This is a genomic window from Phenylobacterium sp., assembly GCF_004299445.1.
Classification (GTDB): domain Bacteria; phylum Pseudomonadota; class Alphaproteobacteria; order Caulobacterales; family Caulobacteraceae; genus Phenylobacterium.
Genome location: NZ_SCTC01000037.1, coordinates 267662 through 288874, shown reverse-complemented (window position 1 = coordinate 288874; position 21213 = coordinate 267662). Strand labels below are relative to the sequence as shown.

Annotated in this window: 18 protein-coding genes; 9 read left to right on the top strand and 9 right to left on the bottom strand. The window is 68.8% G+C overall.

Going from position 1 to position 21213, the window contains the following annotated elements; all coding sequences use genetic code 11:
- Positions 1-40 precede the first annotated feature (40 nt).
- Together EPN98_RS10295 and EPN98_RS10290 are read left to right on the top strand one after the other, a co-directional pair.
- Positions 41-1339: a UDP-glucose/GDP-mannose dehydrogenase family protein gene (locus EPN98_RS10295; protein ID WP_293362597.1), complete on the top strand. Its 1299-nt coding sequence runs from the start codon at positions 41-43 to the stop codon at positions 1337-1339.
- Between the two features lie 4 nt (positions 1340-1343).
- Complete coding sequence (locus EPN98_RS10290) at positions 1344-1868, top strand: DUF6886 family protein (protein WP_293362596.1); 525 nt, start codon at positions 1344-1346, stop codon at positions 1866-1868.
- 6 nt (positions 1869-1874) lie between these two features.
- Here EPN98_RS10290 and EPN98_RS10285 read toward each other — a convergent pair whose 3' ends face one another.
- From EPN98_RS10285 to glmM, 3 genes are all read right to left on the bottom strand, one after another.
- Entirely contained in the window at positions 1875-2033 is a 159-nt protein-coding gene (locus EPN98_RS10285) for a hypothetical protein (RefSeq protein WP_293362595.1), read from the bottom strand.
- Positions 2034-2145: 112 nt separating this feature from the next.
- Positions 2146-3021 (bottom strand): c-type cytochrome, encoded by an 876-nt coding sequence (locus EPN98_RS10280; RefSeq protein WP_293362594.1) that lies wholly within the window; start codon positions 3019-3021, stop codon positions 2146-2148.
- Between the two features lie 162 nt (positions 3022-3183).
- Positions 3184-4536, bottom strand: coding sequence for a phosphoglucosamine mutase (gene glmM / locus EPN98_RS10275; protein ID WP_293362593.1), 1353 nt, complete (start codon positions 4534-4536; stop codon positions 3184-3186).
- Between the two features lie 150 nt (positions 4537-4686).
- Here glmM and glmS point away from each other — a divergent pair, with 150 nt between their 5' ends.
- Positions 4687-6507: a glutamine--fructose-6-phosphate transaminase (isomerizing) gene (gene glmS, locus EPN98_RS10270; protein ID WP_293362592.1), complete on the top strand. Its 1821-nt coding sequence runs from the start codon at positions 4687-4689 to the stop codon at positions 6505-6507.
- 203 nt (positions 6508-6710) lie between these two features.
- On the opposite strand, the gene EPN98_RS10265 is transcribed toward glmS, so the two are convergent.
- A complete protein-coding gene (locus EPN98_RS10265) occupies positions 6711-6962 on the bottom strand; it encodes a hypothetical protein (RefSeq protein ID WP_293362591.1) in 252 nt (83 codons plus the stop codon).
- A gap of 162 nt (positions 6963-7124) precedes the next feature.
- Between EPN98_RS10265 and EPN98_RS10260 the strand changes: the two genes are divergently transcribed.
- Positions 7125-7994: a UTP--glucose-1-phosphate uridylyltransferase gene (locus tag EPN98_RS10260; protein WP_293362590.1), complete on the top strand. Its 870-nt coding sequence runs from the start codon at positions 7125-7127 to the stop codon at positions 7992-7994.
- Between the two features lie 192 nt (positions 7995-8186).
- Complete coding sequence (locus tag EPN98_RS10255; protein ID WP_293362589.1) at positions 8187-9002, top strand: response regulator; 816 nt, start codon at positions 8187-8189, stop codon at positions 9000-9002.
- Here the strand turns inward: EPN98_RS10255 and EPN98_RS10250 are convergent, their stop codons facing one another.
- Both EPN98_RS10250 and EPN98_RS10245 read right to left on the bottom strand, forming a co-directional pair.
- The gene (locus EPN98_RS10250; RefSeq protein WP_293362588.1) at positions 9003-11696 is read right to left on the bottom strand and encodes an adenylate/guanylate cyclase domain-containing protein; all 2694 of its coding nucleotides are present in this window, start codon (positions 11694-11696) and stop codon (positions 9003-9005) included.
- Positions 11697-11822: 126 nt separating this feature from the next.
- On the bottom strand, positions 11823-13109 hold the full coding sequence (locus EPN98_RS10245; RefSeq protein ID WP_293362587.1) for an adenylosuccinate synthase: 1287 nt from the start codon (positions 13107-13109) through the stop codon (positions 11823-11825).
- Positions 13110-13273: 164 nt separating this feature from the next.
- Here EPN98_RS10245 and EPN98_RS10240 point away from each other — a divergent pair, with 164 nt between their 5' ends.
- The 4 genes from EPN98_RS10240 to EPN98_RS10225 all read left to right on the top strand — a co-directional run bounded on the left by EPN98_RS10240 (position 13274) and on the right by EPN98_RS10225 (position 16021).
- Positions 13274-13693 (top strand): VOC family protein, encoded by a 420-nt coding sequence (locus EPN98_RS10240; protein WP_293362586.1) that lies wholly within the window; start codon positions 13274-13276, stop codon positions 13691-13693.
- Positions 13694-13698: 5 nt separating this feature from the next.
- The gene (locus EPN98_RS10235) at positions 13699-14682 is read left to right on the top strand and encodes a threonine/serine dehydratase (RefSeq protein ID WP_293362634.1); all 984 of its coding nucleotides are present in this window, start codon (positions 13699-13701) and stop codon (positions 14680-14682) included.
- Positions 14683-14744: 62 nt separating this feature from the next.
- Complete coding sequence (locus EPN98_RS10230; RefSeq protein WP_293362585.1) at positions 14745-15737, top strand: flagellar hook-length control protein FliK; 993 nt, start codon at positions 14745-14747, stop codon at positions 15735-15737.
- Complete coding sequence (locus EPN98_RS10225; RefSeq protein ID WP_293362584.1) at positions 15734-16021, top strand: EscU/YscU/HrcU family type III secretion system export apparatus switch protein; 288 nt, start codon at positions 15734-15736, stop codon at positions 16019-16021. The genes EPN98_RS10230 and EPN98_RS10225 overlap by 4 nt, the downstream gene beginning before the upstream one ends.
- Here EPN98_RS10225 and EPN98_RS10220 read toward each other — a convergent pair.
- The 3 genes from EPN98_RS10220 to EPN98_RS10210 form a co-directional block, all read right to left on the bottom strand.
- Entirely contained in the window at positions 16018-16911 is an 894-nt protein-coding gene (locus EPN98_RS10220) for a hypothetical protein (protein WP_293362583.1), read from the bottom strand. The two genes, EPN98_RS10225 and EPN98_RS10220, sit on opposite strands and share 4 nt — an antisense overlap.
- A 101-nt stretch (positions 16912-17012) precedes the next feature.
- Positions 17013-20138 carry an efflux RND transporter permease subunit gene (locus EPN98_RS10215; protein WP_293362582.1) on the bottom strand — a complete coding sequence of 1042 codons (3126 nt, stop codon included), beginning with the start codon at positions 20136-20138 and terminating at the stop codon, positions 17013-17015.
- Entirely contained in the window at positions 20135-21211 is a 1077-nt protein-coding gene (locus EPN98_RS10210) for an efflux RND transporter periplasmic adaptor subunit (RefSeq protein ID WP_293362581.1), read from the bottom strand. The genes EPN98_RS10215 and EPN98_RS10210 overlap by 4 nt, the downstream gene beginning before the upstream one ends.
- Positions 21212-21213: the final 2 nt, after the last annotated feature.

Genomic DNA, 21213 nt, shown 5'->3' with positions numbered 1-21213 from the left:
CAGCCCATGTTGAAAGGCGCTGCCTTCGAGGGAGTTCTGAATGCGCGTTGCGATGATCGGGACAGGCTATGTGGGCCTCGTCAGCGGAGCCTGTTTCGCCGACTTCGGCCACACGGTCACCTGCATCGACAAGGATGCGGGCAAGATCGAGCAACTCCGCGGCGGCGGAATCCCGATCTATGAGCCGGGGCTCGACACCCTGGTCGCGCAGAACGTGAAAGCCGGCCGGCTGTTCTTCGATACCGACGCCACCCAGGCGATCAAGGAGGCCGACGCGGTCTTCATCGGCGTGGGCACGCCCTCGCGGCGCGGCGACGGTTACGCCGACCTCTCCTACGTCTACGCGGCCGCCGAGGAGATCGCGGGCCTGGTCCAGGGCTTCACCGTGGTGGTCACCAAGTCGACCGTGCCGGTGGGCACCGGCGACGAGATCGAGGCCATCTTCAAGCGTGTGCGGCCCGACGCCGACGTGGCCATCGTCTCGAACCCGGAGTTCCTCCGCGAGGGCGCGGCGATCGAGGACTTCAAGCGGCCCGACCGCGTGGTGGTGGGCACCCAGGACGAGCGCGCCCAGGCGGTGATGCGCGAGCTGTACCGTCCGCTGTACCTGAACGAGACGCCGATCCTGTTCACCAGCCGCCGCACCAGCGAGCTGATCAAGTATGCCGCCAACGCCTTCCTGGCGCTGAAGATCACCTACATCAACGAGATGGCCGACCTGTGCGAGGCCGTGGGCGCCGACGTGCAGCAGGTGGCCAAGGGCATCGGCCTGGACGGCCGCATCGGCGGCAAGTTCCTGAACGCCGGCCCCGGCTATGGCGGCAGCTGCTTCCCGAAAGACACCATCGCGCTGGTCCGCACCGCCCGCGACGCCGGCGCGCCCGTCGAGCTGGTGGAGACCACGGTCAAGGTCAACGACGAGCGCAAGCGCGCCATGGCCCGCAAGGTGGTCAAGGCGCTGGACGGCGACGTGAAGGGCAAGACCGTCGGCATCCTGGGCCTGACGTTCAAGCCCAACACCGACGACATGCGCGACGCGCCGTCCCTGGCCATCATCCCGGCGCTGCAGGACAAGGGCGCGAAGATCCAGGCGTTCGATCCCGAAGGGCACGAGGCGCGCCAGATGCTGAAAGACGTCGACTTCAAGGACGATCCCTACGCCGTGGCCGAGGGCGCCGACGTGCTGGTGATCATCACCGAGTGGGATCAGTTCCGGGCGCTCGACCTCGATCGCATCAAACTGCTCATGAACAAGCCGGTGCTGGTCGACCTGCGCAACATCTACAAGCCGGCCGACATGCAGGCCCGCGGCTTCGAGTACGTCAGCGTCGGGCGCTGAGCCGATGACGCCCCGGCTGTTCCACGTCAGTGAGAACGCCGGGATCGCGCGGTTCGACCCCCGACCGTCGCCATCCACCGACGCCGGTGTCATCGGCACGGCCGTATGGGCGCTGGCGGAGCCCTTTCTGCCCAACTACCTGCTGCCCCGCGACTGCCCACGCATCTGCTTTCGCGCCAAGGACTCGACCACCGAGCGCGACCGCGAGCGGTTCCTGGGGGCCGCGCGCCATGTGGTGGCGTTCGAGGCGGCCTGGCTGGATCAGGTGCGCTCGGCGCGACTGGCTCTCTACGAGATGCCGCCCGAGACCTTCACGGATGCTCTGCCTGAGGCGGGCTACTGGATCTCGCGGGAGAGCGTCACGCCGCTCGGCATGACGCGCATTGACGACTGCCTGGCGGCGCTCACGGCGGCAGGCGCGGAAGTGCGGGTGGTGCAGGACTTCTGGCCGCTATGCGACGCCGTAGCGGGATCGAGCCTGCGCTTCTCGATCATCCGCAAGGGGAACGCGGCGCCTCGGAAAGCCTGAGCGGGCCTAGAACAGCCCCGGGGTCTGCATGAATTGCTCGGCGATCCAAACGGCGCCGGCCCAGAAAGCCACGCCGAGGAGAGCCACGAAGGCGAGGCACGCGATGGAGCGGGCGGGCCGCTCGGCGTGCCGCGCCACGCCCGAGAAGGCGAGATCGCGCCGCATGTATCCTCCCAAGTCCGTCTTCTCTGTCGAGCCACCCAGGTCGAGCCGGGTGAATTGTGTGGACGATGACACAACATTTCACCGTTCGCTAGGGTTGTCGCAACGGTAGGGTTTACGGCGTGGATGGCCGTTCGGAGGCGGCGAACTGGCGCTGGGCGCGGGCCTTCAGGTAGGCCTGCAGCGCGGCGATCTCCTGCGAGCTCAGCGCATTGAACCGCGCCGGCGCCACGTCCGACATCAGGCCCAGCTTGCGGTCGCCCGCCGCGACGCCCGTGCGCAGAAGGCGCTCGAAGTCGGCCGGGTCGTATGAAGCGACGATGTTCAGGTTGGGCGACTTCAGAAAGCCGCCGCCCTCCAGCTTCTGGCCGTGGCACTCCACACAGGCCCGCGCCACCTGGCGGCCCACCGCGTGCTCCGGGCCCAAGTCCTCAAGCTTCAGAGCGCCGTTGGCGGCGATCGCATCCGGCTCCGACTTGAACTGGCCCAGCAGCACGCCCAGCCGGCCGACCGGGCCGAGCTGGAAGCGGGGCTGAGTCTCGCCGGTGGGCTTGTAGGTGCGCAGATAGGCCATCAGGTCGGCCATCTCCTGGTCGCTCAGGTGGGCGAAGGCGCTGGACGGCATGATCCACAACCGCCGCCCGTCCGCCGCCACGCCATGACGCACGGCGCGGTCGAAGTCGGCGTCAGACTGCCGGGCGAGGATGCGGCTGAGGTTGGGGCCCCAGGCCCTGATGATCGGCATCTCGTCGTGGAACAGCAGGCCTTCCAGCTGCTGGCCGTGGCAGTCGTGGCAGCCATTCAGTTTCGCCACCTTGCGGCCGCGCGCGACCGCGCCGGGGTCGGTGGACGCCACCAGCGTCGCCTGCGGTCTGGCCGCCGGCCAGCGGATCATCGCCTCGGACACGACGAAGGCGCCGCCGACGGCGAGCACGCAAGCGCCCGCGACGCCGGCCAGGCCATAGCCGGCCCACTTCAGAATACGGTTCATGGACACACACCTTCTTGGACAACGCGGCCTCTGGCGGGCCGTCGTTCGGGGGAGGCGTGGAATTAGGTTCAGCCGTCAGGCCGCACAATCAGCACCTTTGCAGCACCGTTTTGCAGCTTTGCAGCGCATCCAGATCGGCCGTGGAGGCGTACTCGCGCGGACTTAAGCCGCCGCCTTCTTCACGGCGCCGGCGATCTCCTTGATCACCTGTCTGACCAGGTCTTCGTCGTCGGCCTCGGCCATGATGCGGATGAGCGGTTCGGTGCCCGAGGCGCGGACCACCAGTCGGCCCGTGCCGGTCAGGCGCTGCTCGGCGTCGGCCATCACCGCCTTCACGGCCTCGTTCTCCAGCGGCTTGCCGCCCGCGAAGCGCACGTTCTCGAGCTTCTGCGGGACCGGCTCGAACTGACGGGCCAGAGCGCTCATCGGCTTGTCGCTCTCCTTGAGCACCGCCAGCACCTGCAGAGCCGCCAGCAGGCCGTCGCCGGTGGTGGAGAAGTCCGACAGGATCAGGTGCCCCGACTGCTCGCCGCCCAGGTTGAAGTCGCCCTGGCGCATGCGGGCCATCACATAGCGGTCGCCCACCTGGGTCCGCTCCAGCTTCAGCCCCTTGGCGGCCAGGAACCGCTCCAGCCCCAGGTTGGACATCACGGTGGCCACCACGCCGCCGCCGCGCAGCTTCTCACGCCGGCTCCAGTCGGCGGCGATCAGCGCCATGATCTGGTCGCCGTCGACCAGGTGGCCTCTCTCGTCGCAGATCACCAGCCGGTCGGCGTCACCGTCCAAACCGATCCCGATGTCGGCGCGGTACTCCTTCACCGCCTTCTGCATGGCGGCCGGCGCGGTCGAGCCGCACTCCTCGTTGATGTTGAAGCCGTTGGGGTTCACCCCCACCCGGATCACCTCGGCGCCCAGCTCGTAGAGCGCCTCGGGCGCCACCTTGTAGGCCGCGCCATTGGCGCAATCGATGACGATGCGCATGCCCGACAGGTTCAGCCGACGCGGGAACGTGGCCTTGGCGATCTCGATATAGCGGGCCTGGCTGTCGTCGATCCGCTGCACGCGACCCAGGTCCGCGGGACCGGCTAGGTTGGTCTCCAGACCCTCGCCCATGCGGGCCTCGATGGCCAGCTCCTGCTCGTCCGACAGCTTGTAGCCGTCGGGGCCGAACAGCTTGATGCCGTTGTCGGTGAAGGCATTGTGCGAGGCTGAGATCATCACGCCCAGATCGGCGCGCAGGGACCGCGTCATCATCGCCACACCCGGCGTCGGCAGCGGGCCGAACAGGCGCACGTCCATGCCCACGCTGGTGAACCCAGCGACCAGCGCCGGCTCGATCATGTAGCCCGACAGCCGGGTGTCCTTACCGATCACCACCAGGTGGCGCCGCTCATCGCGCGACATGAAATGCTTGCCGGCGGCCATGCCGACCCGCAGGGCTACCTCGGCGGTCATGGGATGGCGGTTGGCCTCGCCGCGGATGCCGTCGGTGCCGAAATAGGCGCGCTTACTCATGGGATATCCGTCGAAGATGCTCTGGAAACGATCCGAAACTGAGATTTAGTCGACGCGGACTTTGCTAATGCTAAAGGCGCCAATCGCTCAGCGCGACCCACGGATTCGTTCCGGGATTCGCAAGTCTATAGCAAAGGACGCCACGGCCACATGTGCGGGATCATCGGCATTGTCGGCGCTTCTTCCGTGCAGGAGCGACTGATCGAGAGCCTCAAACGCCTGGAGTACCGCGGCTATGATTCCGCGGGCGTGGCGGGCGTTGTGGACGGCAGGGTCCAGCGCCGTCGGGCCGCCGGCAAGATCAGGGCATTGGAAGAGGTTCTGGCCGCCGACGGGCTGAACGCCACCGTGGGCATCGGCCACACCCGCTGGGCCACCCATGGCGCGCCGACCGTGCGTAACGCCCACCCGCACACCTCGGGCCGGGTGACCCTGGTCCACAACGGCATCATCGAGAACTACGCCGAGATCCGGGAGCGCCTGAAGGCCGCGGGCAAGACCTTCGAGAGCGACACCGACACCGAGGTGATCGCCGCCCTGCTGGACCACGAGCTTTCCTCCGGCAAGGCGCCGACCGAGGCGCTGAAGGCCACACTCGACCAGCTGGCCGGCGCCTACGCCCTGGGGGTGCTGATCGACGGCCACGACACCCTGGTGATGGGCGCCCGCCGCGGCAGTCCGCTGGTGGTGGGCTATGGCGACGGCGAGATGTTCATCGGCTCTGACGCGCTGGCGGTCGGGCCCTTCACCAACCGCGTCGCCTACCTGGACGAGGGCGATTTCGTCGCCATCGACCACACCTCGGCCCAGATCTACGACTCGGCCGGCAAGAAGGTGGAGCGCGCGATCCGCACTGTTCCCACCTCGGCCGCCCTGGTCGAGAAGGGCAACTACCGCCATTTCATGGAGAAGGAGATCCACGATCAGCCCGAGGGGTGCCAGCGCACCATCGCGGCCTATGTGGACACGCTGACCGGTCAGGCCTCGGTCCCCGGCGGCATCGACTTCGCTGCGCTCGAACGCATCCAGATCGTGGCCTGCGGCACCGCCTACATCGCGGGCCTGATGGGCAAGTACCTGATCGAGCAGTTGGCCGACCTGCCCGTCGACGTCGAGATCGCTTCTGAGTTCCGCTACCGCCAGCCGGCGCTGCGGTCCGGCGCGCTGGTCATCGCCGTCAGCCAGTCGGGCGAGACTGCCGACACGCTCGCCGCGCTGCGCTACTGCATGGCCAAGGGCATGAAGAGCGCGGCCATCGTGAACGCCCAGGAATCCACCATGGCCCGTGAGGTCGACGTGGTCTGGCCGATCCACTGCGGTCCCGAGATCGGCGTGGCATCCACCAAGGCCTTCACCGCCCAGGTCGCCGTGCTGACCGCGCTGGCGGTGGCCGCCGCCCGCGCCCGGGGCCGGATCGACGCGGCCGAGGAGCAACGGCTGGTCCGCCTTCTGCTCGAGGCGCCGCGCCTGCTGGCCGAGTCGATCGAACTGGAAGAGGCGGTGAAGAGCGTCGCCCTGGAGGTCTCCAAGGCCCGCGACGTGCTCTACCTGGGCCGCGGCCCGATGTACCCGCTGGCCCTCGAAGGCGCGCTGAAGCTGAAGGAGCTCAGCTACATCCACGCCGAAGGCTATGCGGCGGGCGAGCTGAAGCATGGCCCCATCGCCCTGGTCGATGAACAGACCCCGATCGTGATCCTGGCGCCCTTCGACAGCTACTTCGAGAAGTCGGCGTCCAACATGAGCGAGGTGATGGCGCGCGGCGGCCAGGTGGTCTTCATCACGGACCCCGAAGGCCAGAAGCACGCCCCGCCCGGCGCACGGGTGGTGGTGACCGCCCCACGCTGCGACCCGCTGATCGCCCCGCTGGTCTACTCACCGCCGATCCAGCTCCTAGCCTACCACGTGGCCGTGCTGAAGGGCGCGGATGTGGATCAGCCGCGGAACCTGGCGAAGTCGGTGACGGTGGAGTGATCATCCCTCCCCAACGGGGAGGGACAGGCCGCCTTCGGCGGCCAGGGTGGGGAAGTGTGGGCCGGATATCTGAGGTCGGGGAAGATCATGACTTCCCTACGCGGCCCGCTGCGCTTGCCTCCCTCCCCAACGGGGAAGGAAAAAGAAAGCGGCCGCTCCAGGGGAGCGGCCGCCTCTCATTTCGTCGATCGGAAAAAGAAGTCTTACTTCTTTTCCGGCTCGGCCGGGGCCGGCGTGGCGGACATCGCGCCAGCGTCAGCAGCCGGAGCGGCGGCGGCGTCAGCCGGCGGCGCAGCCGCGTCGGCGGGCGGAGCAGCGGCGGCGTCGGCGGCCGGAGCAGCAGCGGCGTCAGCGGCGGGCGCTTCGGCCGGGGCGGCTTCTTCTTTCTTTTGGCAAGCAGCCAGGCTCAGAGCCAGGACACCGGCGGTAGCGATCGTCAGAATGCGAAGCTTCATGAGATAGGCTCCCCGTGGGGGTGAATCCCCCTGGACCATCCGAGGTTACACAACTTCGCGAGTTCTCAAAATCGTGATGGCCGAACGATCCCCAAAAATTCTCCCCCGCATCCCCGGAACACATTACGGAGGCCTGGCGGGGTGAAGTTTCGGAGGGTGTGAATGGCGAAGCCTGTGCGCAAGGCGGTCCTGCCGGTGGCGGGGTTGGGGACCCGGGTGTTGCCCGTCGGCAAGACCACGCCGAAGAACCTTCTGAACGTCGTCGACCGGCCGATCCTGTCGTACATCGTCGAGGAGGCGCGCGCGGCCGGCATCGAGCACATGGTCTTCATCGTCAGCCGCGGCCAGGGCGCCATCGAAGACTATTTCGACTCGATACCTGAGATCGAGAACGCACTGTCCGCCAAGGGCAAAGTCGAGATTCTGGAGGACCTGCGGCGCGACCTGCCGCAGCCGGGCCAGATGAGCTTCATCCGCCAGATGGCGCCGCTGGGCCTGGGCCACGCCGTCTGGTGCGCCCGCCACGTCATCGGCGACGAGCCGTTCGCGGTGATGCTGCCCGACATGCTGATGCAGGCCAGTCCGCCCGCCCTGGTCCAGGCCGTCGCCGCCTATGAGAAGACCGGCGGCAACATCGTGGTCGTCGAGCCCGCGCCCGAGGGCGAGACTCACAAGTACGGCATCGTGGCGCTGGACGGCCGGGACGGCCGGCTCAACCGCATGACCGGCATGGTGGAGAAGCCGCCGCTGGGAACCGAGCCCTCGAACCTGTTCATCTCGGGCCGGTACATCCTGCAGCCCGAGATCTTCAACATCCTGGAGACGCAGGAGCGCGGCGCCGGGGGCGAGATCCAGCTCACGGACGGCATGTTCAACCTGATGAAGACACAGGACTTCCACGCCCTGGAGTACGAGGGGACGACCTACGACTGCGGCGACAAGCTGGGCCTGCTCCGCGCAAACGTGGCGTTCGCCCTGGCCCGCCCCGACCTCGCAGATGCCGCTCGCCAAGCCATCAAGGCGCTGCTGTAGCGGCGTCGCCACGCCGAAATCCGGACCTCGCAAAGCCACCCTGGGCTTCGCTCATTTCGGGTACCCGACGCCCGTGGTGGCTTTACGCCGCACCCCTGCATCCACCGGCTGTTTACGGATATCGCATACATAATCCGCCGTTTACCGGGGGGTAGGTCCTTGTTTGACGGTGATAGCCGGCTAGTCGAAAAGATGGCGCCGAAGCTCAAGCGGATCCTGGTGGCGGATCCCGAGCCCGGTTCCGCGCGCCTGTTCAACGACGTCATGCGCGAGATCTGTCACAGCCACATCTGGATCGCGGCCAACAACGGGCGGGCCGAGAAGATCGCCGAGACGTGCGATCCGCAGCTGATCGTCGTCTGTCTGGGCGACGAGCGGTTCGACGGCCTGGGTTTCGTGCGCAAGCTGCGCCGCTCGACCTGGACTTGCCGGACAGCTCCGGTGATCACCATCACCGGCGTCGCCACCCAGGGAATGATCCTGGCGGCGCGCGACTCGGGCGTGCACGAGTTTCTACGCAAGCCCTACAGCATGAAGGACCTCCTGCGCCGGCTGGAGGCCGTGACGCTGAAGGACCGCGACTGGGTCGAAGGCGTGGCCTACATCGGCCCCGACCGGCGAAGGTTCAACTCTGGCGACTACGCCGGGCCGCTGAAGCGCAAGACCGACGGGTCCGAAACGCCATACCAACAGAAGATCAACCAGTGCCTGAAGATCATCCGCGCGGCGGCCGCCGCCGCGGAGAGCGATCCGGCGCAGGCCATGCGCGCGATGCTGGCCCAGGCCACGGCCCTGCAGTCGATGGCCACAGACTTCCACCTGACCCTGGCCGCGTCCGAGTTCTACCGGCACCTGGTGCGGCACACGCAAAGCGGCCAGCCTCTGACGCGCGATCTGGCCGACGCCTGGACCGTGAAGCTGCTGGCCTTCCTGCCCAAGGACGCCGACGCCGGCCGCAAGAAGCCCGTCGAGGCTGCCGAGCCGGCCCAGCCCCTGATGCTGGGCTAGCTACTTCTCAGTGAGATTCCAGACCCCGTCCCAATCGGCGTCTGGCGGCGTGGCGGCCAGGAGTTCGACGCGCTGGCGATAGACTTGGCTGGGCCTGTCATCGGGGTACAGTTCAAGAGCGCCTTCGAAGGCGCGGGACGCGGCGACCCAGTCGCGGGCGCGGTAAGCCGCCAGCCCCTGGGCGAACAGCTGCAGGAGCGCGCCCAGCGCCGGCTCGTGGGCGCGGTAGCCGAGCGACTCGTAGACCGCCACTGGCCGGTCCTTGCCCTTCACCCGGATCAGGTCGATCTCGCGCAGGGTGGCAGGGCCCTTGAGGTCGCGAACCGACATCTCGGACAGCATGATCTTGGCGCCGTACTGCTTGGTGACGCCCTCCAGGCGTGAGGCGAGGTTCACGGTGTCGCCGATCACCGTGTACTCCATCCGCCGTACCGAGCCGATGTTGCCGATGATGGTGGGGCCGGTCGAAAAGCCTATGCCGATGTCGAGCGGCGCTTCGCCCTTGGCGGCGCGTCGGGCGTTCAGCGCGGCCAGCCGCTCCATCATCTCGTCGGCGGCGGCGAGCGCGTTGTCGGCGTCGTTCGGCCCCAGGAACGGCGAGCCGTAGAGGGCCATGATCCCGTCGCCGATGTATTTGTCGAGGATGCCGTCGTGGCGGAAGATCACGTCGACCATCTCGGTGAAGTAGTCGTTGAGCAGCGAGACGGTCTCGCGCGGCCCCAGCGCTTCGGCGATCGAGGTGAAGCTCCGGACGTCGGAGAACATCACCGTCACCTTCTGCTCCTTGCCGCCCAGCTCGGCCTCGCCGGCGGACAGCAGCTGGTCGGCCACTTCCTTCGACATGTAGCGGCTCATCGTGGAGCGGACGCGCTTTTCCTCGGTGATGTCCTCCAGGACCAGCATCGAGCCGATGCGGGCCTCGCTGGAGTCGATCAGGGGCATGGTGGTGAGGTTCACAGAGGCCGTATCGCCCGACCACTTCATCAACTCGGCGTCGACGGCCAGCACGGTTTCGCCGCTGGCGTCGGTCTTCGCCAGGCCGTCCAGGACCCAGGGGTTGCCGGCGAACACGTCGCCGGCCGTACGGCCGACCATGGCCTCGCGGGTCTGATCCAGCAGGGTCTGGGCGGCGTCGTTCGCAGTGACGATTCGCCCCTCGGCGTCGAGGGTGACGATCCCGTTCGAGGTGCTCTTCAGGATGCTCTCGTTGTAGTTCTTCATCGAGAGCACGTCGTCGAACAGCTTGGCGTTCTCCAGGCTGACGGCGATCTGGGCGGCGAAGGCCTTGAGACGGGCCTCGTCCTTGGCGGTGAAGGCGCCGCCCTTCTTGTTCAGCGCCTGGGCCACGCCGATCCGGGCGCCGGCCTTGTTGGTGATCGGCACGCACAGGATGCTGCGGGTGCGGAAGCCGGTGCGCTGATCGACCTCGCGATTGAAACGGCTGTCCTCGTAGGCGTCGGCGATGTTCTCGACATGGCCGGTGGTGAAGACCGCGCCGGCGATGCCGCGACTGGTGGGCACGTGGATGCCGCGCGTCTCGACCCCGTCGGCATAGAGGGTGAACAGCTCCTCGGCCTTCTCGTCGTAGACGAAGAGGCTGGCCCGCTCGGCGTTCAGGAGGCCCGTGGTCGCGTGCATGATCCGCTCGATCAGCACCTCCAGCAGCAGTTCGCCGGCCAGGTCCTGGGTGACCTCCAGGATCTGCTGCTCCTCGCGCAGCGACGCCAGCATGAGGCCGAAGCCGCGGTTGATCTGGGCGTACTCGTCGGCGGTCAGGACGGCCACATCGGCGTCGTCGAGGCGCCCTCGCTCGACCTGGCGCATCGCCTCAACCAGTCGGGCGGCCGACCGGGAGACTTCGTTGGAGGTCAGCACGGCCATGGCCACAGCGCCCATGATGCAGACGGTCACCACCGCACCGCTCCAGATGTAGAGCTGGGTGAGTTCGCCGGCCGGCAGGACGAACCCGTGCCCCGCGACCATCCGGTCGAACTTGTAGAGGAACGACCCGGCCGCGAAGATCAGCGGCAGCGCGCAGACGAAGACCGCCAGGAACAGCAGCTTGCTGCGCAGTGGCACCTCGATCAGCGCCGCCTGCTGCTCGGCGGGGATCAGGCCGCCCAGTTCGCGCGACAGCCGCTGGACGATGGGCTCGATGGTCCGGCTGACCGCGAAGTACTCGAAGATCGCGTGCGCCGGCGAGGCGAACACCAGGATCAGCACCGCCAGCCCGATCTGCTGCCAGTTGGCGACCCCCGCTCCCATCAAGGTGTTCATCACGTAGACGGCTATGAACAGCGACAAGGTCGCCATGGGACCGTGCAGGACGGTGACCCGGACCGCCGAAATCTGGGGTAGGTTCAGCGCGCGCACCACCGCGGCGGCCAGAACCGCATCCGGCGGGCGCTCACCCCGGTCCAGGGCGCTGAGCACCGGAGCCAGCGGCTTGAGGTGCCACCGGATCACCACCACGTCGATCGACGTGAAGAACGCGGTGGCGAAGGGCACGCAGATCCAGAACTTCAGCCACTGCATGGGCGTGAACTCAAGCCCGAGAAGGCCCAGGCCCATCGACACGGTGACCGCGGTGCCGGTCGCCAGCATGTAGATCCAGATCAAACGCCAGAAGAGCGCCCGGCCGGAATCCACGGCGCGGGCGGGCGACCCCTCGAAAGGCGGCGCCGCTGCGGTCACCCGCGCTCCAGCCCTGATGCGTCCACCCCAAGGCGCATCGCCCGCACGCTCCGTACTCTGCGTTCCCCGATCCGCGGCACTCTAGCCCGCGTTCGTCGCAACCGACAAACTGCGTTACGCAGAACCTCAGTCGTGGAAGGGGTCGCGCATCAGGATGGTGTCGTCCCGCTGCGGGCTGGTCGAAAGCAAGGCGACCGGCGCCCCGATCAGTTCCTCGATGCGCCGGACATACTTCACGGCGCTGGCCGGCAGATCCTTCCACGAGCGGGCGCCTTGCGTGGTCTCGCTCCAGCCCTCCATCTCTTCGTAGACGGGCTCCAGCTGGCCCTGGGCCTTCAGGCCGGCCGGCAGATAGCCGATGTCCTGGCCGTTCAGCCGGTAGCCCGTGCAGATTTTGAGGGTGGGCAGGCCGTCCAGCACATCCAGCTTCGTCAGCGCGATGCCCGAGATGCCGTTCAGCGCCACCGACTGGCGCACGAGGGCGGCGTCGAACCAGCCGCAACGGCGCGAGCGGCCGGTGACGGTGCCGAACTCGCGGCCCACCGTGCCCAGGTGCTGGCCCACTTCGTCGAACAGCTCGGTCGGGAACGGGCCCTCGCCGACCCGCGTGGTGTAGGCCTTGACGATGCCCAGCACGTAGCCGGGCCCCTTGGGCCCCAGGCCCGAGCCCGCGGCGGCCTGGCCGGCCACGGTGTTGGACGAGGTCACATACGGATAGGTGCCGTGGTCGACGTCCAGCAGGGCCCCCTGCGCGCCCTCGAACAGCACGCGCTTGCCCGACTTCACGATGCCGTCGAGCTTCAGCCATGCCGGCTGGGCGAAGGCCAGGATCTTGGGCGCGAGGTCCTCCAGCTCGGCCAGCAGGGCTGCGGCGTCCACCGGCGGCAGGCCCAGGCCCGCCCGCAACGGCGCGTGGTGCGCGAGCAGGCGGTCGATCTTGGCCTCCAGCGCCTCGCGGTCGGCCAGGTCGGCGACGCGGATCGCGCGGCGGCCCACCTTGTCCTCGTAGGCGGGACCGATGCCGCGGCCCGTGGTGCCGATCTTGTTCGTCGCGGCCGCCTCGCGCGCCTGGTCCAGGTCGCGGTGGATGGGCAGGATCAGGCAGGCGTTGTCGGCCAGCACCAGCAGCTCGGGGCCGATCTTGATGCCCTGGGCGCCGATGCCCTCGATCTCCTTCAGCAGGTGCCAGGGATCGACCACCACGCCGTTGCCGATGATCGAGAGCTTGCCCTGGACCACGCCCGAGGGGAGCAGGCTGAGCTTGTAGGTCTGATTGCCCACCACCAGCGTGTGGCCCGCGTTGTGGCCGCCCTGGAAGCGCACGACCACGTCGGCGCGGTTGGAAAGCCAGTCGACGAGCTTGCCCTTGCCCTCGTCGCCCCACTGGGCGCCGATCACGGTGACGTTGGCCATCTGGATACGATCTCCCGACCTGCCCGGAGAACACATCGCGGCCCTTCGACAGGTGCTCGACCGGATGCGGAGATCGATTGTAGCGCGGGCGGACGCCCGGCGCGGCGCCGATGTAGACGAACTGGCCCTCGCCCTCAAGGGCCCTGTCTTGCTATCAGCCGATCATGGACATTCCGCGCTTTCACCTGGCCTTCCCGGTTCGCGATCTGGGCGAGGCTCGCGCCTTCTACGGCGACCTTTTGGGCTGCCCCGAGGGTCGATCCAGCGACGAGTGGGTCGACTTCGACTTCTATGGCCATCAGATCGTGGCGCACCTGTCGCCGGACGAGGTGGGGCACAAGGCCACCAATGCGGTCGACGGCCACGACGTTCCGGTCCGCCACTTCGGCGCGATCCTGACACTGCCGCAATGGGAGGCGCTGGCCGCCAAGCTGAAGGCTGAGGGCACGGCGTTCGTGATCGAGCCCAACATCCGCTTCAAAGGCCAGCCGGGCGAGCAGGCGACGATGTTCTTCCTCGACCCCTCCGGCAACGCGCTGGAGTTCAAGGCCTTCGCCGACGACAGCATGGTGTTCGCGAAATGAGTGAGCTGGCCATTTCCTTCGCCGACGTCGAGGCCGCCGCCGAACGCCTGAAGGGCGTCGCGGTCGAGACCCCGCTGATCGAGAGCCCGGCGCTGAATGAGCGCCTGGGCCTGCGGGTGCTCCTGAAGCTCGAGACGCTGCAGCGCGTGGGCGCGTTCAAGTTCCGCGGCGCCTACAACCGCCTGGTGCAGCTGAGCGAGGCCGAGCGGAAGGTCGGCGTCGTCGCCTTCTCGTCGGGCAACCACGCCCAGGGCGTGGCGCTGGCGGCGAAGCTCCTTGGCATGCCCGCGCTGATCGTGATGCCGGCCGATGCGCCGAAGGTGAAGGCCGACGCCACCCGGGGCTACGGCGCCGAGGTGAAGTTCTACGACCGCCTCACGGAGAGCCGCGAGAAGATCGCCGCCGCCATCGCCGCCGAGCGCGGCGCGGTGATGGTCCCGGCCTTCGACGACCCGCACATCATCGCAGGACAGGGCACCGCCGGACTTGAGCTGGTTCGGCAGGCCGCCGCGCGCGGCGTCGACAAGCTGGACGTGGTGATCACGCCCTGCAGCGGCGGCGGCCTGCTGGCCGGCGTGGCCACGGCGGTGAAGGCGCTGTCGCCCTCGACGGCGCTGATCGGCGCGGAACCCGCGGGCTACGACGACACCCTGAAGTCGCTGCAGGCCGGCGTACGCACGCCGATGACGCCCACGCACCGCACGTTGTGTGACGCGCTGGAGACCCCCTGCCCCGGCGAACTCACATTTCCGATCGTGCATCGCCACGTTTCCGACGTGGCCGTGGTGACCGACGCCGAGGTGGCCGAGGCTGTGCGCTATGCGTTCTCGGTGCTGAAGCTGGTGGTCGAGCCCGGCGGGGCCGCCGGCCTGGCCGCTCTGCTGGCCGGCAAGGTCAACATGTCAGGCGGCAAGACCGTGGGCCTGGTGCTGTCGGGCGGCAACATCGACCCCGACCAGATGGGCCAGATGCTGCGGGGCGAACTGTAGGCGACGCCAGCCTGTTTCGAGCCCGGGGCGCGACTCAGCCGCGATCGCGCTAGACTGGCGCCATGAGCGTTGGTCCGACCCCACCGGTCGGTGGCCCGCCCCCGGGGCCGCTCGCGACCGGTCATGCCGTCTCGGCGGCCGCAGCCGCCACGCCGCTGGCGCAGGCGCCGGACCCTGTCGCCCCCCTCATGCAGCGCGCCGTGGAGGCCGCACGCGCCGACGGGGCGATCCGCCAGTCGGGCCAGGGGCCGCTGCTGGCCGACCTGAGCCGGGCGCTCGAGTCACCGCATCTGCCGGCCAACCTGAAGGCCGCGATCCGGCAGCTGCTCGCGTTCGGCCTGAACGCCGGCGCGCCGCCCGACGCCGCCGCGCTGCGGGCGGCGGTCGCCCGCTCGGGTCTGTTCCTCGAGGCGCGACTGGCGCAGACCCCGACGGCTCCGCCCTACGACATGAAGGCCGCCCTGCTGGCGCTCTCGCAGGCGCTCACCGCAGCGGGCGCGACCAGCCCGGGGCGACCCGCCCGGGCCACCGCAGCCCCGCCCACGCGCGGCGGCGCCGTCGCCGGCCAGGCGGCTCGCGCAGCCATCCTGAAGGCCGACGATCCGCCCGAACAACAGCTGGCCATCCTGCGCGACGAGACCGACCAGGCCCTGGCGCGCCAGACCCTGCATCAGCTGACCTCGCTGCCCGACGACTCCGGCCAGCGCTGGATGTTCGAGCTGCCGATGATGACGCCGCAGGGCGCGGCGGTGGCCCAGTTCGCCATAGAGCGCGACGACCCAGGGCCGGGCGGCGGGCCCGACGCGGCCCCTGCGTGGCGCGCCCGCTTCGCGCTTGACATTCCGCCGCTGGGGCCGGTGCTGGTCCACGTCCGGCTGCAGGGCGAGCGCAGCACTGCGGTGCTGTGGGTCGACCGTGCGGAGAGCCTGGCGCACCTGCGCGAACAGGCGCCGCGGCTCGCGCAGGCGCTGTCGGGCGACGTGGTCATCCATCCGGGCGCCCCGCCCAGTGCGCCGACACCGGCGCCCGGCGCCCTGGTGGACCGCAGCTCATGACCGACGAGACCTCGCGCCCGCTGGCCGTGGCCCTGCGCTACGACGCCCCCGACGCGCCCCGGGTGGTTGCCGTGGGCCGCGGCGAACTCGGCCAGCGGATCATCGACACTGCCCGCGAGCACGGCGTGCCTGTGGAAGCCAACCCGGCCCTGGCCGAGGCGCTGTCGACCATCGAGCTCGACACCGCGATCCCCGAGGCCCTCTACGAGGCCGTCGCGGTGGTGATCGCCTTCATCCTGCAGGCCGCCCGCGAGCCGCGCGGCGCGGCGCCGATGCACCGCTAGTCGAAGGTCGACGCCATCGAACCCGGGCGCAACTGGCGATACATCTCGGCCCAAGGCGCTATGAACATCACGAGGAAGCCAACGTAGGCGACGCTGATGACTGCGGAGGACACGAGCCTCGCCGCCGCAGACATCTGCGAGATCTGGCCCAGGATCGCCAGGCCCGCGTTCGGCTGGGTGGTCGAACCGGCCGCGAGGCCACCTAAGATGACGCCGAACAGCACGACGAACACGACGAGGGCCGCGATCCCCAGCGCGAGGCTGACGAGGAAGAACGCAAGGGCGTGGCCTTTGGTGAAGCGCCACGACGCCAGAACCCGAAGGCGGTTCTCGGCAAAGCTCATCACCGTCGCCATCGACAGCCGCAGCGACGCCCACACGAGCGCCCATAGCAACACCGGAACCAAGACGATCATCACGATGCCCACGGCCAGGGCGCCACCCTCTCCCGCCGCCTCCCCGACCAAACCGATGCCCAGCCCGATGACCATTGCGCACACGATGTAACCCACGAACCACAGCAAGGTCGCCAGCACGGCCGACAGGGCGACCCACAGTTCGCGCATGCCCAGCCGCAGGTAGAAGAACCGCCGCTCCTCGGGATACAGCACGGCCCGGACGACCGCGGTGTAGACCGCCAGGAAGAGCACGAGGCTGAACAGGAGCGACAGCCAATAGGCCGGGCCGAAGGCGCCCGCCGGAATGGTCGCGGCGCCGTTTCCGGCCGCGAGCGCATCATAGTAAGCGGACGTGTCGTCCCAGTTCACGAACATCGACACCGCGCTGACCGCGAGATACGCAGCGCACCACGCCGCAAAGGCCAGGGGCTCGCGCCCGATGAGGCGGAATCCCGCGCCGAGCGCTTCGCCCACTGAGATCTTCTGGTTCATGCATCCCCCCGGAACTGCCGGGACGATGGCAAGGGTTTGGCTTCAGGACAACTCCCGGTCAGCCAAACGCTGTGACTCGCGTCTTTCGATCTGCCAGAGGCCTACAGCCGGTCCTCAGGCAGGGGCTGGCGGGGGTCGAGCCGGGGGGTGGTCATGCGGGCCAGCTTGGGCTTCAGCCAGTTCTCGAAGTCGTCCACGAACCGATAGACCACAGGCACCAGCACCAGCGACAGCACCGTCGAGGTGATCAAGCCGCCGATCACGGCGACCGCCATCGGCTGGCGGAACTCGGCGCCCTTCTCCAGCGCGAAGGCCGTGGGCAGCATGCCGGCGGCCATGGCGAAGGTGGTCATGACGATCGGGCGTGCCCGTTCGCGGCAGGCCTCGATGATAGCGTCGTGCTGGCTCATGCCTTCGCGCTCGCGCTCGATGGCGTACTCGACCAGCAGGATCGAGTTCTTCGCCGCCAGACCCAGCAGCATCAGGAACCCGATCAGCGACGGGATCGACAGCGAGAGGTTGAAGGCCAGCAGGCCGGCGAAAGCGCCGCCCACCGCCGTCGGCAGGGCCGACAGGATGATGATCGGCTTGAAGAAGCTGCGGAACAGCAGGACCAGCACGCCATAGATCATCGAGACGCCGGTGAAGATCGCCATCCCGAAGCCGCCGAACAGCTCGGCCATGGCTTCAGCCGTGCCGATCGAGGCCGGCCGCACGCCCTCGGGCAGCTTCTTCATGATCGGCAGGTTGTTCACCGCCTTCTGCGCCTGGCCCAGCTGATAGCCGCCGTTGAGTTCGGCCTGGATGGTGATCCGGCGTTCCCGATTCAGTCGGTCGATCCGCGCTGGGCCGGCCTTGAAGTCGATGTCGGCGACGCTCTCCAGCGTGGTGACGCCGCCGGACGCCGTCGGCACGCGCAGCGCCTTCAGCCGCTCCAGGTCGGTCCGGGCGTCTTCGGGCAGGCGGACGCGGATGGGGATGCGCCGTTCGCCCTCGTTGAACTTGGCGACGTTGGCGTCGATGTCGCCGACGGTCGCGATGCGCACGATGTTGGCGATGGCGTCCGACGACACGCCCAGGCGAGCCGCCTCGTCCGGCTTGGGTCGGATCACGATCTCGGGGCCCACAGGCGGCGTCGACTGCTTGGGGTCGGCCACCTCGGGCAGCGAACGCATCTGGCGCTCCAGCTCCAGGGCCGCGGCCTCCAGGTTGTCGGGGTTGGTGCCGGTCAGGATCTGTTGGAAGCCGGCCCCGCCCTCGAAGTCGAGGAAGCCCAGGCGCACATCGGGAATTTTGCGCAGTTCCTCACGCAGCCGGTCGCGGATCTCGGCGCCGGGGACGCTGCGGTCCTCCCGTAGAAGGATCGTCGCGGTGCCCTTGCGCAGGTCGCCGCCGCCGCTGGCGCCCGAGCCCGGGCCGAAGCTGGACACGGTCGAGCCGATCTGGATGAAGACGGCGGTGACCTCGGGCTGGTCCTTGAACAGGTTGTTGATCCGCTGGGCGGTCGCTTCCATGTCCGCGACGGTCGCACCGGGCGGGCCCTGGATGTCGACGTACATGTAGTCAGGGTCGCCCGCGGGCTGGAACCCAGCCGGCAACAGCGGCACCAGGGCCAGCGACCCGATGAAGAACACGCCGCCGATGATCGCCGAGATGATCCGGTGGGCCAGCGCCCACTCCAGGGCGTTGCGGTAGAAGCCCTCGAACGGCTTGCGCGGATGCGGATCGGGCGTCGCCTTCAGGAAGTAGGCGGCCATCAGCGGGGTGACGAGGCGCGCCACCACCAGTGAGAACAGCACCGCCACCGAAACGGTCAGGCCGAACTCGCGGAAGAACTGGCCGGGGATGCCCGGCATGAACGACACCGGCGTGAACACCACGACGATCGAGAAGGTGGTCGCCACAACGGCCAGACCGATGGCGTCGGCGCCTTCCAGCGCGGCCTGGAACGGTCGCTGACCGCGCGCCACCCGTTTCTCGATGTTCTCGATCTCGACGATGGCGTCGTCGACCAGGATGCCGATGACCAGGGTGAGCGCCAGCAGCGTCACCATGTTCAGCGAGAAGTCGGCCAGCTTCATGACCAGGAAGGTCGGGATCAGCGAGATGGGCATGGCCAGCGCGGTGATCGCCGTCGCCCGCCAGTCGCGCAGGAAGAACAGCACCACCAGGGCCGCCAGCAGCATGCCCTCGCCCAGCACGTTCTTGGTGGCCTGGAAGCTGGCGCGCGTCTCAGTGACCGACGAGAAGATCGTGGAGAACTTGACCGCCGGATAGGCCTTCTCCAGCTCTGCCACCTTCTTGAGGACCGCGTCCTCGGTGTCGACGTCACTGGCCTCCTTGGTCTTGGCGACCTGGAAGCCCACGACAGGGCGGCCGTTGAGGCGCGCGAAGCCGCGCACGTCCGAGGCGCCATCGCCGATCTCGGCCACGTCGGCCAGCCGCACGAACTGGCCGCCGCCGGTGGGGATCGTCATGTCGCGCAGCTTGGCCACCGTATCGACCGTCCCCAGCACGCGGACCGTCTGCTCGCGACCGCCGATGGAGACCCGGCCGCCGGGCGCATCGACCTGGAAGCCGCGCAGCGCGTTGTTCACCTGACTGGCCGTCAGGCCGCGGGCGGCCATGCGGTCCGGGTCGATGATGATGTTGATTTCGCGCGCCACGCCGCCCACGCGGGAGACCTGCGAGACGCCCTTGGCCGCCTGCAGCGTGCGGGCCACCGTGTCGTCGACGAACCAGGACAGCTCGTCGTCGCTCATGGTCGGCGCCTCGACGGCCATCGTCATGATGGGCGCCGCGTCGTCGATCTCGAGCTGGTTGACCTGGGGCTCGTCGATGTCGCGCGGCAGCTGCGCGCGGGTCTGCGCCACCTTCGACCGGATCTCGTCGGTCTTCTTCTGGAGGTTCGTCCCGATCTCGAACTGCACCGAGGTGGTCGAGACGCCCTGGGTCACCACCGACTGGATGTTGCGCACCCCGGTGACGCTGGCCACCGCGTCCTCGACGGGACGAGTGATCTGGGTCTCCATTTCCCCCGGCGCGGCGCCGGCCTGGGTGACCGTCACCGCGATCACCGGGAACTGGATGTTCGGGTACATCTTCACCGCGAGCGCCTGGTAGGCGATCAGGCCGGCCATGATCAGGCCGATGAAGAGCACCGCGACGGGGATCGGGTTGCGGATCGCCCAGGCGGAGATCGCGAAATGGCGAGGCTGTTCGCTCATTTGGCGACCGCGGTCTTGGCGGCGGGTTGCGCCGGGGCGTCAGAGGGGCGGACCAGGTCGCCGTCCAGGAACAGGGCTCCGGCGTTGGCGATGATCCGGGTGCCCGCGGGCGGGCCCTTGAGGATCTGGACCACGCCGCCGCCGCGGGCGCCGGTCTGCACGGGCACGCGCTTCACCTTGTTGTCCGGGCCCACGACCATCACCTTGGCGCCGTCGGCGTCGTAGCGAATGGCCGCTTCGGGCGCGCCGAGCACATTGGCCGACGCGTCGTTGAACACCGCGCGACCGAAGCCGCCGGCGCGGATGTCGCTGCGGACCGGGAGCGTGATGCGCACCTCGCCCAGCTTGGTCTGCGGGTCGATCTGCGGGCTGATCAGACGCACCCGGCCGTTGGCCACCGCGCCCGAGGGCAGAGTGACGGTGGCCTGCTGGCCCACGCGGATGCGCGACAGGTCGTCCTCGGCCACGTCGGCCGAGAGCTCGATCTGGCCGTCACGGGCGATGCGGAACCAGGGCGTGGCGCTGGGCGTCGAGATATCGCCGGGGCGCGCGTTCTTTTCGAGGATGACGCCCGAGACCGGCGCCGAGACCGACAGCTTCTGTCGCTGGGTGGTCAGCGCGCGCAGGTTGGCGCGGGCGACCTCGGCCTGGAAGCGGCGCGAAGCGATCTGTTCCTGGCTGATGACCCCCTGGTTGTCGAGGTCCTTGACCCGCTGGGCCTGGTCCTCGGCCTGAGCGGCCTGGGCGCGGGCCTGGGCGACCTGGGCGTCCAGCAGGGCCGGATCGATCACCGCCAGCGTCTGGCCGGCGCGCACATAGTCCCCCACGTCGGCGAGCACGCGCGTGACGCGGTAGCCCGAGACCTCTGGGGCGACGGCGGCCTCTTCGCGGGGCACCAGGTCGCCAGACGCGGCCAGCGATCCGACGATGGCGCGCGGGCCGATGGTGACGACCGTGACGGCGCGAGCGCGCTGGGCCTCGGTCTGCTTCTCGGGGGGCTTCTTGCAGCCGGCCACGGCGAGCATGGCCGAGAGGATGGCGACAACGCCAACGGAGGAGGGGGCGAGCTTCATGG

What these genes read in the sequence shown, in the direction of transcription:
- EPN98_RS10295 (WP_293362597.1), top strand. Translation starts at nt 41, where the DNA reads ATGCGCGTTGCGATGATCGGGACAGGCTATGTGGGCCTCGTCAGCGGA.
- EPN98_RS10290 (WP_293362596.1), top strand. Translation starts at nt 1,344, where the DNA reads ATGACGCCCCGGCTGTTCCACGTCAGTGAGAACGCCGGGATCGCGCGG.
- EPN98_RS10285 (WP_293362595.1), bottom strand. Translation starts at nt 2,033, where the DNA reads ATGCGGCGCGATCTCGCCTTCTCGGGCGTGGCGCGGCACGCCGAGCGG.
- EPN98_RS10280 (WP_293362594.1), bottom strand. Translation starts at nt 3,021, where the DNA reads ATGAACCGTATTCTGAAGTGGGCCGGCTATGGCCTGGCCGGCGTCGCG.
- glmM (WP_293362593.1), bottom strand. Translation starts at nt 4,536, where the DNA reads ATGAGTAAGCGCGCCTATTTCGGCACCGACGGCATCCGCGGCGAGGCC.
- glmS (WP_293362592.1), top strand. Translation starts at nt 4,687, where the DNA reads ATGTGCGGGATCATCGGCATTGTCGGCGCTTCTTCCGTGCAGGAGCGA.
- EPN98_RS10265 (WP_293362591.1), bottom strand. Translation starts at nt 6,962, where the DNA reads ATGAAGCTTCGCATTCTGACGATCGCTACCGCCGGTGTCCTGGCTCTG.
- EPN98_RS10260 (WP_293362590.1), top strand. Translation starts at nt 7,125, where the DNA reads ATGGCGAAGCCTGTGCGCAAGGCGGTCCTGCCGGTGGCGGGGTTGGGG.
- EPN98_RS10255 (WP_293362589.1), top strand. Translation starts at nt 8,187, where the DNA reads ATGGCGCCGAAGCTCAAGCGGATCCTGGTGGCGGATCCCGAGCCCGGT.
- EPN98_RS10245 (WP_293362587.1), bottom strand. Translation starts at nt 13,109, where the DNA reads ATGGCCAACGTCACCGTGATCGGCGCCCAGTGGGGCGACGAGGGCAAG.
- EPN98_RS10240 (WP_293362586.1), top strand. Translation starts at nt 13,274, where the DNA reads ATGGACATTCCGCGCTTTCACCTGGCCTTCCCGGTTCGCGATCTGGGC.
- EPN98_RS10230 (WP_293362585.1), top strand. Translation starts at nt 14,745, where the DNA reads ATGAGCGTTGGTCCGACCCCACCGGTCGGTGGCCCGCCCCCGGGGCCG.
- EPN98_RS10225 (WP_293362584.1), top strand. Translation starts at nt 15,734, where the DNA reads ATGACCGACGAGACCTCGCGCCCGCTGGCCGTGGCCCTGCGCTACGAC.
- EPN98_RS10220 (WP_293362583.1), bottom strand. Translation starts at nt 16,911, where the DNA reads ATGAACCAGAAGATCTCAGTGGGCGAAGCGCTCGGCGCGGGATTCCGC.
- EPN98_RS10215 (WP_293362582.1), bottom strand. Translation starts at nt 20,138, where the DNA reads ATGAGCGAACAGCCTCGCCATTTCGCGATCTCCGCCTGGGCGATCCGC.
- EPN98_RS10210 (WP_293362581.1), bottom strand. Translation starts at nt 21,211, where the DNA reads ATGAAGCTCGCCCCCTCCTCCGTTGGCGTTGTCGCCATCCTCTCGGCC.